The sequence below is a fragment of the Brevundimonas sp. GW821-FHT09G01 genome (assembly GCF_059416065.1).
This window is the reverse complement of sequence record NZ_JBWKOL010000002.1, coordinates 365,268-377,343: the sequence shown is the minus strand read 5'-3', so window position 1 is coordinate 377,343 and position 12,076 is coordinate 365,268. Positions and strand designations below refer to the sequence as shown.

At 67.6% G+C, this 12,076-nt stretch carries 15 protein-coding genes; 10 read left to right on the top strand and 5 right to left on the bottom strand.

Annotated features, from left to right (window positions below; all coding sequences use genetic code 11):
• Positions 1-110: 110 nt before the first annotated feature.
• The gene (locus AC07NB_RS06730) at positions 111-1,079 is read left to right on the top strand and encodes a TraB/GumN family protein (protein WP_494571816.1); all 969 of its coding nucleotides are present in this window, start codon (positions 111-113) and stop codon (positions 1,077-1,079) included.
• A 56-nt stretch (positions 1,080-1,135) separates the two neighbouring features.
• Here the strand turns inward: AC07NB_RS06730 and AC07NB_RS06725 are convergent, their stop codons facing one another.
• Positions 1,136-1,810, bottom strand: a complete 675-nt coding sequence (locus tag AC07NB_RS06725) for a hypothetical protein (RefSeq protein ID WP_494571815.1) — start codon at positions 1,808-1,810, stop codon at positions 1,136-1,138.
• Between the two features lie 93 nt (positions 1,811-1,903).
• A complete protein-coding gene (gene tldD, locus AC07NB_RS06720) occupies positions 1,904-3,334 on the bottom strand; it encodes a metalloprotease TldD (RefSeq protein WP_494571814.1) in 1,431 nt (476 codons plus the stop codon).
• A gap of 22 nt (positions 3,335-3,356) precedes the next feature.
• On the opposite strand from tldD, the gene AC07NB_RS06715 reads away from it, so the two are divergent.
• Positions 3,357-3,488 carry a hypothetical protein gene (locus AC07NB_RS06715; RefSeq protein ID WP_494571813.1) on the top strand — a complete coding sequence of 44 codons (132 nt, stop codon included), beginning with the start codon at positions 3,357-3,359 and terminating at the stop codon, positions 3,486-3,488.
• Between the two features lie 12 nt (positions 3,489-3,500).
• Here the strand turns inward: AC07NB_RS06715 and AC07NB_RS06710 are convergent, their stop codons facing one another.
• The 3 genes from AC07NB_RS06710 to AC07NB_RS06700 are packed head-to-tail and all read right to left on the bottom strand — an operon-like array spanning position 3,501 to position 5,226.
• Positions 3,501-4,277 carry a GIN domain-containing protein gene (locus tag AC07NB_RS06710; protein ID WP_492314023.1) on the bottom strand — a complete coding sequence of 259 codons (777 nt, stop codon included), beginning with the start codon at positions 4,275-4,277 and terminating at the stop codon, positions 3,501-3,503.
• A gap of 14 nt (positions 4,278-4,291) precedes the next feature.
• A complete protein-coding gene (locus tag AC07NB_RS06705) occupies positions 4,292-4,864 on the bottom strand; it encodes a DUF1700 domain-containing protein (RefSeq protein WP_291839733.1) in 573 nt (190 codons plus the stop codon).
• Entirely contained in the window at positions 4,864-5,226 is a 363-nt protein-coding gene (locus AC07NB_RS06700; protein ID WP_291839731.1) for a PadR family transcriptional regulator, read from the bottom strand. The genes AC07NB_RS06705 and AC07NB_RS06700 overlap by 1 nt, the downstream gene beginning before the upstream one ends.
• A gap of 244 nt (positions 5,227-5,470) precedes the next feature.
• Here AC07NB_RS06700 and coxB point away from each other — a divergent pair, with 244 nt between their 5' ends.
• From coxB to AC07NB_RS06660, 8 genes are all read left to right on the top strand, one after another.
• Entirely contained in the window at positions 5,471-6,475 is a 1,005-nt protein-coding gene (gene coxB / locus AC07NB_RS06695; RefSeq protein ID WP_492314022.1) for a cytochrome c oxidase subunit II, read from the top strand.
• A 23-nt stretch (positions 6,476-6,498) separates the two neighbouring features.
• The gene (gene ctaD, locus AC07NB_RS06690) at positions 6,499-8,163 is read left to right on the top strand and encodes a cytochrome c oxidase subunit I (protein WP_492314021.1); all 1,665 of its coding nucleotides are present in this window, start codon (positions 6,499-6,501) and stop codon (positions 8,161-8,163) included.
• Between the two features lie 76 nt (positions 8,164-8,239).
• On the top strand, positions 8,240-9,199 hold the full coding sequence (gene cyoE / locus AC07NB_RS06685) for a heme o synthase (protein WP_492314020.1): 960 nt from the start codon (positions 8,240-8,242) through the stop codon (positions 9,197-9,199).
• 4 nt (positions 9,200-9,203) lie between these two features.
• Positions 9,204-9,383 (top strand): cytochrome c oxidase system small membrane protein, encoded by a 180-nt coding sequence (locus AC07NB_RS06680; protein WP_494571812.1) that lies wholly within the window; start codon positions 9,204-9,206, stop codon positions 9,381-9,383.
• Positions 9,380-9,946 (top strand): cytochrome c oxidase assembly protein, encoded by a 567-nt coding sequence (locus AC07NB_RS06675; RefSeq protein ID WP_291833270.1) that lies wholly within the window; start codon positions 9,380-9,382, stop codon positions 9,944-9,946. The genes AC07NB_RS06680 and AC07NB_RS06675 overlap by 4 nt, the downstream gene beginning before the upstream one ends.
• A 52-nt stretch (positions 9,947-9,998) precedes the next feature.
• Entirely contained in the window at positions 9,999-10,907 is a 909-nt protein-coding gene (locus AC07NB_RS06670; RefSeq protein WP_291833274.1) for a cytochrome c oxidase subunit 3, read from the top strand.
• Positions 10,904-11,293, top strand: a complete 390-nt coding sequence (locus tag AC07NB_RS06665; RefSeq protein WP_291833276.1) for a DUF983 domain-containing protein — start codon at positions 10,904-10,906, stop codon at positions 11,291-11,293. The genes AC07NB_RS06670 and AC07NB_RS06665 overlap by 4 nt, the downstream gene beginning before the upstream one ends.
• Entirely contained in the window at positions 11,286-12,026 is a 741-nt protein-coding gene (locus AC07NB_RS06660; RefSeq protein WP_494571811.1) for an SURF1 family protein, read from the top strand. Before AC07NB_RS06665 ends, AC07NB_RS06660 begins: the two co-directional genes overlap by 8 nt.
• Positions 12,027-12,076 lie beyond the last annotated feature (50 nt).

The following is a 12,076-nucleotide window of genomic DNA, read 5'->3' as shown; positions in this document are numbered from 1 at the left end:
ACAAGACGGACAGGTGGATTAAATCGGCGACAGCATTACAGGGCTGTCATCTTTATGTTCTGATCTGGTCTATCCAATACTTCTCTTCATCAAGTCTAACGGGTGAGTTCGTGAAAGCCGTCGTCGCCGTTGCCGTCTCCCTTCTGCTTCTGACTGCCGGCGCATCGCCGGCCCTGGCGCAGACGCCCTCCGCCCCCGCTTCGCAGGAGGCGACCGAGCTGGATGAGGTCGTGGTGCTGGCCCGTCGCTCGGGCGCGCCGATGTGGACGATCACACGGGGCGATTCGACCCTGATCCTGGTGGGCTCGATCCGCGCCATCCCGCGCGACGTCACCTGGCATCCCGATGCGCTGGAGCAGGCGACCGCCAAGGCGGACCTGATCCTGCTGCCTCAGGAGGGCCGGGCGTCGTTCAGCGATATCCTGCGCGTCATCTGGCGCGCACGGACCATCGGGCGGATGCCCCAGGGGCAGACCACGGCGACCTGGCTGTCGCCCGAGTATCAGGCGCGGCTTGACGCGCTGATGGCCGACGAGCGGAACCAGAACTGGCGCACCCAGAGCCTGCTCTTCACCAGCCTGGACCTGATGCAGGACAAGGCCGGCTTCCGCGCCGGGGGCGAGGCGCAGGACGCGGTGGACGTGGTGCGCCGCGCCGGCCGCCGCGCCCGCATCGACATGCGTCCGGTCGGCACCGTGCGGGGCGACGAACTGGTCGAAAGCCTGATCTCGGCGCCCCAGAGCATCCATGTGCCGTGCGTCGAGCGCGCCATCGCCGCCGCCGAGGCCGGGCCCGAGTCGTCGCGTGACCGCGCGATCGACTGGCGCGCCTTCCGCGTGCCGGACGTGGTCAACTCGCCGATCGAACAGGCGCTGAACGTCTGCTGGCCGTGGGGCGATCCCGAGCTGGCTCCCCAGCTGCACCAGCAATGGGCGGCGGCGGTGGAGACAGCCATGATCTCGCCGGGCACGACGATGGGCGTCGCGCCGGTCCGCCTGCTGGCCGAAGAGGGCGGCGTGCTGGACAGCCTGAAGGCCCGCGGCTTCGAGATCGTAGGACCGGAGTGGCGGTCCCGGTAATCCGGCTCAGAACGTGATCGGCGGCGCGGCGAGAGCGGACTGGCCCGTTCGTCGCCTCACTGCTGGATCAGCAGGGGCACGAGGTCAGTGTTGGACGCCACCGACCGCGCCCATGTCCCGCTGTCCCAGCTCCAGCCGTTGTTGATGTCGAACTGGACCGTGCGCTGCGCGGCGCCCCTGAGGTCGATCAGCACGCCGGGGGCATAGGCCTGATAGATCACGGTGCCGGTGTTGACCGACATGGCCGAGAGCATCAGCAGGACCTGTTCCACCGGCGCGATGACGTCGAGCATGTTCCCGTAGAGCGGTACGGCGCAGACCGGGTTCGCCTGGCTCTCCACCACCTGCGAAACGCCGCAAGTCCACGGCTGACTGGCCTGGTTCAGGATGGAGATCGCGGCGGGCGTTCCTCCATCCGTAGCGGTCATGGCGCCGTTGGCGCCGACCTGAGCGGTCTGGCCGAGGCCGATGTCGGTCGTCGAATTGGGCCGGATCATTCCGTGGGCGATGATCTGACTGGTCGAGGCATAGGCCTGATACTGTTCCTGCCAGGTGATGGAGGTGGTCATCAGCAGTCGGCTCGTCTGGTACCACAGCAGAGGCGCGGCGCCGTTGACCGTGGTCTGGACGGCCTTGAAGGCCGACAGCGCGTAGCCGCTCGCCATGAGCGCCTCCAGCGTGGCCGGCGTCATCTGGATGTCGACTGCGTACTGAGAGAGGGCGGCCTTCATGAAACGTCTCCCCGGACGGGCCGAGACCGCGAGTGCGATCGTTCATGCAACCGTCAAGGGAAGCTCTACCATGAAACGCCGGGCGGCGTCGCCTCAGACCGCCGTGCCGCCGACCGTGAGTCCGGCGATCTTCAGCGAGGGTTGGCCGATGCCGACGGGGACGCCTTGGCCGGCCTTGCCGCAAACGCCGACGCCAGGATCGAACTCGAAGTCGTCGCCGATCATCTGCACCTGGGTCAGCGCCGTGGCCCCGTCGCCGATCAAGGTGGCGCCGCGGACGGGGGCGGTGATCCGACCGTCCTCGATCAGATAGGCCTCGGTGCACTGGAACACGAACTTGCCGTTGGTGATGTCCACCTGGCCGCCGCCGAAGTTCGCGGCGTAGAGGCCGCGCTTCGTCGAGGCGATCATGTCGGCCTTGGAGTCCTTGCCGCCTTCCATGAAGGTGTTGGTCATGCGCGGCATGGGCATGTGGGCGAAGGACTGGCGGCGGCCGTTGCCGGTGGCGCGGGCGTTCAACTGACGCGCCGACAGCCGGTCGTGCATCAGCCCGACCATGATCCCGTCCTCGATCAGCACGGTGCGCGAGGTCGGCGTGCCTTCGTCGTCGATGGTCAGGGAGCCGCGGCGACCCGCGATGGAGCCGTCATCGACCACGGTCACGCCCGGGGCGGCGACGCGCTGGCCCATCTTGCCGGTGAAGACCGACGATCCCTTGCGGTGGAAGTCGCCTTCGAAGCCGTGGCCGATCGCCTCATGCAGCAGCACGCCCGGCCAGCCTGCGCCCAGGACCACGTCCATCTCGCCCGCCGGGCAATCGACGGCCTCCAGATTGACCAGGGCCTGACGCAGGGCCTCATCGACCTGGCCCTGCCAGCGGGCCGGGGCGATCCAGGTCTCGAAGCCGGCGCGCCCGCCGGCCCCCGAGGAGGCGCTCTCGCGCTTGCCGTCCTTCTCGACGGTGACGGAGACGTTCAGGCGGACCAGCGGACGCATGTCGCGCATCAGTCGGCCGTCGCCGCGCAGGATCTCGATCTGGCGATGCTCGCCGACCAGCGAGGCCGAGACCTGCACCACGCGCGGATCGCGGGCGCGGGCCCAGGCGTCGATCTCGGCCAGCAGGGCGATCTTGTCGGAGAAGGCGGGGGAGGCGAGGGGATCGACCTCGTCATAGAGTTTGCGGTTGGTCGCCTGCGGGGCGTCGGCGGCGATCCCGGCGTAGCCGGCGCGGGCGAGGGCGGCGCTGTCGGCGGCGCGGCGCAGGGCGGGGCCGCTGATCTCGTTGGCGTGGGCGTAGCCGGCGGTTTCACCGGCGACGACACGCAGGCCGAAGCCCTCGGTCGCGTCATAGGCGGCGGACTTCAGGCGGCCGTCGTCGAAAACGAGCGATTCCGATTCGGAGCGTTCGAGGAACAGTTCGCCGTCATCGGCTCCGGTCAGGGCGTCCTGGAGGATCGAGAGGGCTTCGTCGGCGCCGACCTCGGCGCTGTCGAGGATGGCGGGCGGGGAAACGAGGACGGTCATGACGGCAGAGATAGGGACTTAGATGCGCCGCGTCACGGTCTTCGCCGCGCACGGGGCGCGGCGAATGAAGCGGGGATGGCGCGACGAGGGAGCAGCGGCCATCCCCGCTCCGGCCGCCGAAGCGGCCGCCCTCCACCACGACGAGGAGGGATAGGGGCGGCGAGGATCAGTCGAGATCGACGTCTCCCCAGCCGGTGATCGACTGGTTCAGCTGGGCCGGGTTGCGCGTCAGGGTGACGTCGCCGTGGCCGGAGATGTCGATGTCGGCGCGGCCGGTCGGACCGACCGTCACATCGCCGCGGCCCGTGAGGTCCACCTTGGCGTCGACGACCTCGAGCCGGCGCAGGTCCGTATCGCCGTCGCCGTTGACGGTGACGGTGACCTTCGGCGCGCGGCCGTCCGCCTCAACCTCGCCGTTGCCGTTGACGGTCACGTCGAGGGTCGGCTGATCGTAGCCGCGGATCTTGAGCCGGCCGTGTTCACCCATTTCGAAGGTGTGGACCGCGGGGGCCGTGACCTCGACCCGCAGGGCCTCGGTCTCGCTCCAGACGCGGATGCCCGTGCCGGTCCAGCGGATGTAGCCGCGCTCGCTGCGGTCGTCGTCGAGCATGATCAGACGGCCGTCGGAGAAGCGAACCTTGTCGACGGCGTCCTTCGGCCCGGTGATGCGGATGCCCGGCTGGTCGCCTTGAATGTAGGTGACCTGCCCGGGGATATCGACGGACAGGCGCTCGCCGCCGGTCCATTCGATGGTGCGGACGGTTTCCGGCGAGACCTCGCCCCGTTCCAGGTGGAAGCCGGAGTCGCCGGCCTCGTCGTCGGTGACGACCCAGGTCCAGTCGTTGCGTCGGACGTCGTTGCCGACCAGCGCCATGGAGCCGCCGATGCCGACCAGTGCCAGGACGAAGCCCACGCCGGTGATGACCAGTAGATTGCGGATCATGTCAGGTCCCTCCCTCAGGCCTGGTTCTGGTTGTCGAGCGCGGGCTTCAGCACGCGGTAGTGCAGTCGGGCGTACCAGACGGTCGCGTCGATCAGCCATTTGGTGAGCAGGGCCATCAGGCCCACCATGAAGATGCCCAGGCCCATCAGGCCCACGCCCATCAGAAGGGCGGCCAGCACGCCTCCAGGCCCGCCGAAGAAGGATCCGGCCACAGCGACGAAGCCGCCGGCGATGAAGACCGCGACGCCGCTCAGCAGCATGGCGATCACCGCGCCGAACACCGGGAAGACGATCGGCAGCAGAATCAGGATGTCGATGGCGCCCAGGCCGATCAGCCCGAAGATGGCGCCCGCCGCCGCGGCGGGGTTCTGTTCCTGGTCCCAGCGACGGGCGCCGGCTTCGGCGCGCAGCTCGCGGGCCAGACGGTCGGGATCGCCGAGGGCGGCCGCGACTTCGGCTTCGGAGCGGCCGTCAGCGATCCCGTCGTCGAAATGCTGCTCATAGTCGGACGCGATGTCGCCGGCGGCCCGGGTGGGAAGGCCCACCAGCCCGCGGCGCAACCGGCCCATGAATTCGTCCCTCGTCATTATTCAGCTCCCTCTTGGGCGGACGGCGCAGCCGGTTCGGCCGGAACGTCCACAATGGTTTCGACGGCGCGGGCGAAGGCGCGCCACTCGGCGGTCTGGGCCGCGAGGGCCCGGCGACCGGCGTCGGTGAGTCGGTAGTATTTGCGCGAGGGCCCGGAGGACGATTCGACCAGATAGGTCTCGACCTGGCCGTCCGACTGCATCCGCCGCATCAGCGGGTAGATGGTGCCCTCGCCCATATCGATGGCGTCCGACAGGGTGGACGCGATCTCGTAGGCGTAGCTTTCGCGCCGGTTCAGGAGGGCCAGGACGCACAGCGTCAGCACCCCCTTCTTCAACTGGATCTCTATGGTTTCAGGCACATCAACGTCTCCTGTGATGTCGATGGGATACTGCAAGGTATCTTGCGCCGCAAGGTAGCTGGCGAAACATGAATGCGATTTAATCCGGCGCCCGAACGTCGCGGAACGGTCGGGACGCTTGGCAAGTGAGGGAGGGGGCGATATGGACCGCCCGATGTACCGCCGCGGGCCGCTGTGTCCCGGCGCTTGTTTGCGATTCACTCGCAAATGATTGCGAAGAAACGGTTTTATGAGGATGTCTCGCATGGGGATGGGCACGCGCGCCCGGGCGATCGTCGGTGGTGGACTCACCGCCCTGAGCCTGGCCGTTTTCGCCGCCACGCCGGCTTTGGCTTCGGGACCCGAGCGCATGGGTCAACCGACGCCGGGCGGTATCGGGCTTCAACCGGCGGCGTCGCCGCTGAAGGTCGAGGCGCACCACTTCCACGACCTGATCCTGATGCCGATCATCACGCTGATCACCCTGCTGGTGCTCGGCCTGATCATCTGGATCGTCATCCGCTACAACAAGAAGTCCAATCCGGTTCCCGCCAAGTGGAGCCACAACACCATGATCGAGGTCATCTGGACGATCGTCCCGGTGCTGATCCTGGTGGGCATCTCGCTGTTCTCGTTCCGCCTGCTGTTCGCCTATCACGACATGCCGACGCCGGACCTGACCGTGAAGGCCACGGGCAACCAGTGGAACTGGGCTTATGAATATCCGGACCAGGGCATCGCCGAGTACGTCTCGAACATGCTGCCCGAGGACAAGCTGGCCGAGCGCGGCCTGTCGCATGACGTCTACCGCCTGGCCGCCGACGAGCCGATCGTGGTGCCGGTGGGCAAGACGGTCCGCGTCCTGGTCACCGCCGCCGACGTGATCCACGCCTTCGCCCTGCCGGCCTTCGGCCTGAAGGTCGACGCCGTCCCGGGCCGGGTCAACGAGACCTGGTTCCGCGCCGACCGCACGGGCACCTTCTATGGCCAGTGCTCGGAGCTGTGCGGCGTCGATCACGCCTTCATGCCGATCGAGATCCGCGTGGTGACCCAGGCTGAGTTTGAAGCCTGGGTGACCAGCAAGGGCGGCTCGATGACGCCGAAGACCGCGGCTGAAGCTCCGGGCGGCACCGCCGCCCAGGCCGCCGCCGGCACCACCGGCGCGCCCACCGTCGCCGACGGCGCTGTCGCCGTTCCCGCCCCTGCCGCGCCCGCCGCGGCCACGCCGGCCCCGGCTGCGGCTCCCGCCGCCGCTCCGGCCGCCCAGTAACGATACGCGAGAGCCCCAAAGACATGGCCACCGCAGCCGAAAACCTCGCCCACGACCACGACGGGCATCACGACCACAAGCCGGGTTTCTTCACCCGCTGGTTCCTGTCCACCAACCACAAGGACATCGGCACCCTGTACCTGCTGTTCGCCATCATGGCGGGCATCGTGGGCGGCGCCCTGTCCGGCCTGATCCGCTGGGAACTGGCCGAGCCGGGCATCCAGATCTTCAAGGAAGGTTCGTCGATCCAGCTGATGGGTCTGATCGAGCAGTCCAAGCACGGCTATAACGCCGTCGTCACGGCCCACGCCCTGATCATGATCTTCTTCATGGTCATGCCCGCCATGATCGGCGGCTTCGGCAACTGGTTCGTTCCGATCATGATCGGCGCGCCGGACATGGCCTTCCCGCGCATGAACAACATCTCGTTCTGGCTGCTGGTCGCCGCCTGGGTGCTGCTGATCTGTTCGATGTTCGTCGATGGCGGCCCGGGCCGCGGCTTCGGCGGCGGCTGGACGATCTATCCGCCGCTCTCCACCACCGGCCACACCGGCCCGGCGATGGATCTGGCGATCTTCTCGCTGCACGTCGCGGGCGCCTCGTCGATCCTCGGCGCGATCAACTTCATCACCACCATCTTCAACATGCGCGCGCCGGGCATGACCCTGCACCGCATGCCGCTGTTCGCCTGGTCGGTGCTGATCACCGCCTTCCTGCTGCTGCTGTCGCTGCCCGTCCTGGCCGGCGCCATCACCATGCTGCTGGCCGACCGCAACTTCGGCACCAGCTTCTTCAACCCGGCCGGCGGCGGCGACCCCGTCATGTTCCAGCACCTGTTCTGGTTCTTCGGCCACCCCGAGGTGTACATCCTGATCCTGCCGGGCTTCGGCATCATCAGCCACATCGTCTCGACCTTCTCGAAGAAGCCCATCTTCGGCTACCTCGCCATGGCCTACGCCATGGTCGCCATCGGCTTCGTCGGATTCATCGTGTGGGCGCACCACATGTACACGGTCGGCATGAGCGTGAACCTGCGCGCCTACTTCATCGCCGCCACCATGATCATCGCCGTGCCCACGGGCGTGAAGATCTTCAGCTGGATCGCGACCATGTGGGGCGGATCGATCAGCTTCAAGACGCCCATGCTGTGGGCGATCGGCTTCATCTTCCTGTTCACCGTCGGCGGCGTGACCGGCGTGGTCCTGTCGAACGCCGGCATCGACTACAGCCTGCATGACACCTACTACGTCGTGGCTCACTTCCATTACGTGCTGTCTCTGGGCGCCGTCTTCGCCATCTTCGCGGGCTTCTACTACTGGTTCGAGAAGATGTTCGGGGTGAAGTACAACGAGTTCCTGGGCTGCCTGCACTTCTGGATCATGTTCGTGGGCGTGAACCTCGTGTTCTTCCCGCAGCACTTCCTGGGCCTCCAGGGCATGCCGCGCCGCTACATCGACTATCCGGACGCGTTCACCCTGTGGAACCACGTCTCGTCGATCGGTTACGCGATCACCGTCGTCGGCGTCGTCGTCTTCCTGGTCATGCTGGCCGAAGCCGCCATCCGTCGCCGCAAGGGTGAAGCCAACCCGTGGGGCGAAGGCGCCACGACGCTGGAGTGGACCCTGTCCTCGCCGCCTCCGCACCACCAGTTCAACGAACTGCCGGTGGTCAAGAGCGACGAGCACTAGGACGACCGGCCCCGGCCGGAACGACAATCGGGGGCCGCTCCTTCATAAGGGGCGGCCCTCAACCGTTAGAAGCGCAATGACCGACACCGCCCCGTCCACGATCTCCACGGCCCAGCCGGAAGACTTCTTCCAGCTGCTGAAGCCGCGCGTCATGTCGCTGGTGATCTTCACCGCCGTGACCGGCCTGGTCGTGGCCCACGGCGCCATCGACTGGATCTCGGCCGCCATCGCCGTGCTGTGCATCGCCGTCGGCGCGGGGGCGGCCGGCGCCCTGAACATGGCGCTGGAGGGCGAAACCGACGCCCTGATGCGGCGCACGCGCGGCCGGCCGGTCGCGGCGGGCCGCGTCCGGAAGAACGATGCGATGGCCTTCGGGGTCGTCCTGTCGGTCTTCTCGGTCATGCTGCTGGGCATGACGACCAACTGGCTGGCGGGCGGCCTGCTGCTGCTGACCATCCTCTACTACGCCGTCTTCTACACCCTGCTGCTGAAGCGCCGGACGCCCCAGAACATCGTCATCGGCGGGGCCGCGGGCGCGCTGCCGCCGGTGATCGGCTGGGCGGCGGCCACCGGCCAGGCCCCGTGGCAGGCCTGGCTGCTGTTCCTGATCATCTTCCTGTGGACCCCGCCGCACAGCTGGGCCCTGGCCCTGTATTCGGCCGGCGACTACGCCAAGGCCGGCATTCCGATGATGCCGGTGGCCCGGGGCGCCAAGAGCACCCGGCTGCAGATCCTGATCTACACCCTGCTGTTCCTGCCCGCGGCGATCGCGCCGGGCCTGACCGGGCTGGGCGGATTGATCTATCTGGTGGTCTCGCTGGTCGGCGGGCTCGGCTTCCTGCTGCTGGCCGTCCGCCTGTGGCGCTCGCGCGCCGGCGATCAGCCTGACAAGGCCGAGGCCGTGGGGCGAGAGGCCGCATTGTATGACGTCCGCGCCGAGGCCAAACCGGCGCGCAACCTGTTCGCCTTCTCGATCCTGTACCTGATGGCCCTGTTCGCCGCCTTGCTGGTCGAGAGCCTTACCCCGGGACTGTAAGCCCATGCGCCGCCTGACCCCTGAAGAACTCGCCGCCCGCAAGAAGCGCAACCTGGCCATCGCCGGGGTGCTGGTGGGCTTCATGATCCTGGTGTTCGGCGTCACGGTGCTGAACCTCAAGCGCAACCTGGACGCCCGCGGGGCGGCCGTCGCCGCCGGCCAGCCGGTGGGCTACGCCCAATGAAGCTGTCGCGAAACGCTGTCGCCATCGTCTGCGTGCTGGGCGTGATGGGGATGACGGGCGCGTCCTTCGCCGCCGTGCCGCTGTACCGCATGTTCTGCCAGGTCACCGGCTTCGACGGCACCGTCAAGAAGGCCGAGAGGGCTCCTGATGTCCAGCTGGACCAGACGGTGCTGGTCCGCTTCGACACCAACGTCCGCGACCTGCCCATGACCTTCCGGGCCGAGCAGGTGACCCAGCGCGTCCGCATCGGCGAAACGGGCATGGCCTTCTTCGACGTGACCAACACCTCGGACAAGCCGATCAGCGCCAAGGCGGCCTACAACGTCGTGCCGGAGCGCGCCGGACCCTATTTCCAGAAGCTGCAGTGCTTCTGCTTCGACGAGCAGATCATCCAGCCCGGCGCGACCATGAAATTCCCGGTCCAGTATTTCGTGGCGCCCGAAATGGCGACCGACCGCGAGAGCCGCGGCGTGACCGAAATCACCCTCAGCTACACCTTCTATCCGACCGAGCGGTTCCAGCAGGCCGTAAACGGCGTCTCGCCCTCTGGCGCGGCCGGATAGCGGGCGCTATAGCCTGCCCCCAATACGACTCTCGACCGTTCAAGAGATACAGATGGCCGACGCCCACGCGACTCCGCATCACGACTATCACCTGGTGAACCCCAGCCCCTGGCCGCTGGTGTCCTCGATCGCCGTCACGATCATGATGATCGGCGCGGTCGTCTGGATGAAGGGGCTGGCGTCGGCTGACGCCGGTCCGGTCGCCGGGGCCCTGCTGGCCAAGGGCGACAAGGTCCTGTTCGTCGCCGGTCTGGCCGGCGTGCTGGTGTCGATGTTCGGCTGGTGGGCCGACGTGATCAAGGAAAGCCGCCAGGGTGATCACACCCCGGTCGTCTCGATCGGCCTGCGCTATGGCATGCTGCTGTTCATCGCTTCGGAAGTGATGTTCTTCGCCGCCTTCTTCTGGATGTTCTTCGAAATGAGCATCTTCAACGAGGCTCGCGCCCACATTCCGGAAGTCGGCGCCTGGGCAGACACCGCCAAGGCCTGGTCGACCTGGCCGCCGAAGGGCATCGAGACCCTGGACGCCTGGCAGCTGCCGCTGCTGAACACCGTCATCCTGCTGCTGTCCGGCACGACCGTGACCTGGGCTCACCACGCCATCGCGCAGGGTGATCGCAAGGCCACCAAGATCGGCCTGATCATCACGATCGCGCTCGGCGTGCTGTTCACCGCCGTCCAGGTCTACGAGTACAGCCACATCATCCACGAGAACCTGTTCTTCAACGAAGAAGCCATCAACTCGGGCCTGTACGGTTCGATCTTCTTCATGGCGACGGGCTTCCACGGCTTCCACGTCCTGATCGGGACCATCTTCCTGATCGTGTGCCTGCTGCGCCTGCTGGCCGGCCAGTTCACCCCCGAGAAGCATTTCGGCTTCGAGGCGGCCGCCTGGTACTGGCACTTCGTGGACGTGGTCTGGCTGTTCCTGTTCGCCTTCGTCTACGTCACCTTCGGGTGATCGACGGGCCCTCAGGTCTGAACAATCAACCGGCGCGGATCGACCCGATCCGCGCCGGTCTGCTTTGCCGCTGCCCCAACTGCGATCAGGCGCCGCTGTATGCGGGCTTTCTCAAGGTGGTGGACCGGTGCGAGGCCTGCGGCTTCGACTACAGCCGCCTGAACACCGGCGACGGCGCGGCCATCTTCATCATGCAGATCGCGGGCGGCGTCGTGGTCTTCGGCGCCCTGTTCGCCATGATCGCCTGGAATCCGCCGATCTGGCTCCTGCTGCTGATCGCCCTGCCGCTGGTGGCCGGGCTGTCGATCGGGCTGATGCGCCCGGGCAAGGGCGTGATGATCGCCCTCCAGATGCGCAACAAGGCCGGGCAGGCGAACCATGGCTGAGGCCCGCGTTCGCTTCCCCTGGGGGCTGACCATCGCCTCCGGACTGTCGCTGGTCCTGCTGTGCGCGCTGGGGACATGGCAGGTGCAGCGCCTGCAGTGGAAAGAGGCCCTGATCGCGGAGGCCGAGGCCGCCGCGACCGCCGCGCCGCAGCCCCTGTCCGCCGTCCTGGCCGCCGCCGATCCGGAATTCCGCAAGGCGATCATCGTCTGTGGCGGGCTGGCCACGGCCCCGTTCGTCGAACTCCAGACCATTCAGGAGGGACAGGTCGGCGTGCGGCTGGTTTCGGCCTGCCGTCCCCAGGGCGCCGGTTCGACCTTCCTGGTCGATCGGGGCTTCATCGCCGACACCATCTCCGCCCGCCCGCCGGTCGCCGCCTCGGGGACGCCGCTGGAGGTCACGGTCGAGGTGCGCCATACGCCGCCGCCAGGCCCCATGGCCCCAGCCGTCAGCGGGACGCATTTCTACGCCCGGGACACCGTCGCCATGGCCCGGGCGCTGGGCGTGATGGAGGCCGTCGATCCGCGCACCCTCTACGCCCTGTCCTCGACCAATCCGGAATGGCAGGCGCTGCAGCCCTCGGCCCCGCCGGCGGCCTTCTCCAACAACCACCTCGGCTACGCCCTGACATGGTTCGGACTGGCGCTGGCGCTCGCGGGAACCTACGTGGCCCTGCTTCGGCGCAAGCTGCGCCCCTCGACGCCGTCCAGCGACACTGAAAAGAGCTCTTCCTGACCGCCACCCTCCACACTCTGTCCAACGGCGTCCGCGTCGTCTGCGATCCC

What these genes read in the sequence shown, in the direction of transcription:
- AC07NB_RS06725 (WP_494571815.1), bottom strand. Translation starts at nt 1,810, where the DNA reads ATGAAGGCCGCCCTCTCTCAGTACGCAGTCGACATCCAGATGACGCCG.
- tldD (WP_494571814.1), bottom strand. Translation starts at nt 3,334, where the DNA reads ATGACCGTCCTCGTTTCCCCGCCCGCCATCCTCGACAGCGCCGAGGTC.
- AC07NB_RS06715 (WP_494571813.1), top strand. Translation starts at nt 3,357, where the DNA reads ATGCGCCGCGTCACGGTCTTCGCCGCGCACGGGGCGCGGCGAATGAAG.
- AC07NB_RS06710 (WP_492314023.1), bottom strand. Translation starts at nt 4,277, where the DNA reads ATGATCCGCAATCTACTGGTCATCACCGGCGTGGGCTTCGTCCTGGCA.
- AC07NB_RS06705 (WP_291839733.1), bottom strand. Translation starts at nt 4,864, where the DNA reads ATGACGAGGGACGAATTCATGGGCCGGTTGCGCCGCGGGCTGGTGGGC.
- coxB (WP_492314022.1), top strand. Translation starts at nt 5,471, where the DNA reads ATGGGGATGGGCACGCGCGCCCGGGCGATCGTCGGTGGTGGACTCACC.
- ctaD (WP_492314021.1), top strand. Translation starts at nt 6,499, where the DNA reads ATGGCCACCGCAGCCGAAAACCTCGCCCACGACCACGACGGGCATCAC.
- cyoE (WP_492314020.1), top strand. Translation starts at nt 8,240, where the DNA reads ATGACCGACACCGCCCCGTCCACGATCTCCACGGCCCAGCCGGAAGAC.
- AC07NB_RS06680 (WP_494571812.1), top strand. Translation starts at nt 9,204, where the DNA reads ATGCGCCGCCTGACCCCTGAAGAACTCGCCGCCCGCAAGAAGCGCAAC.
- AC07NB_RS06675 (WP_291833270.1), top strand. Translation starts at nt 9,380, where the DNA reads ATGAAGCTGTCGCGAAACGCTGTCGCCATCGTCTGCGTGCTGGGCGTG.
- AC07NB_RS06670 (WP_291833274.1), top strand. Translation starts at nt 9,999, where the DNA reads ATGGCCGACGCCCACGCGACTCCGCATCACGACTATCACCTGGTGAAC.
- AC07NB_RS06660 (WP_494571811.1), top strand. Translation starts at nt 11,286, where the DNA reads ATGGCTGAGGCCCGCGTTCGCTTCCCCTGGGGGCTGACCATCGCCTCC.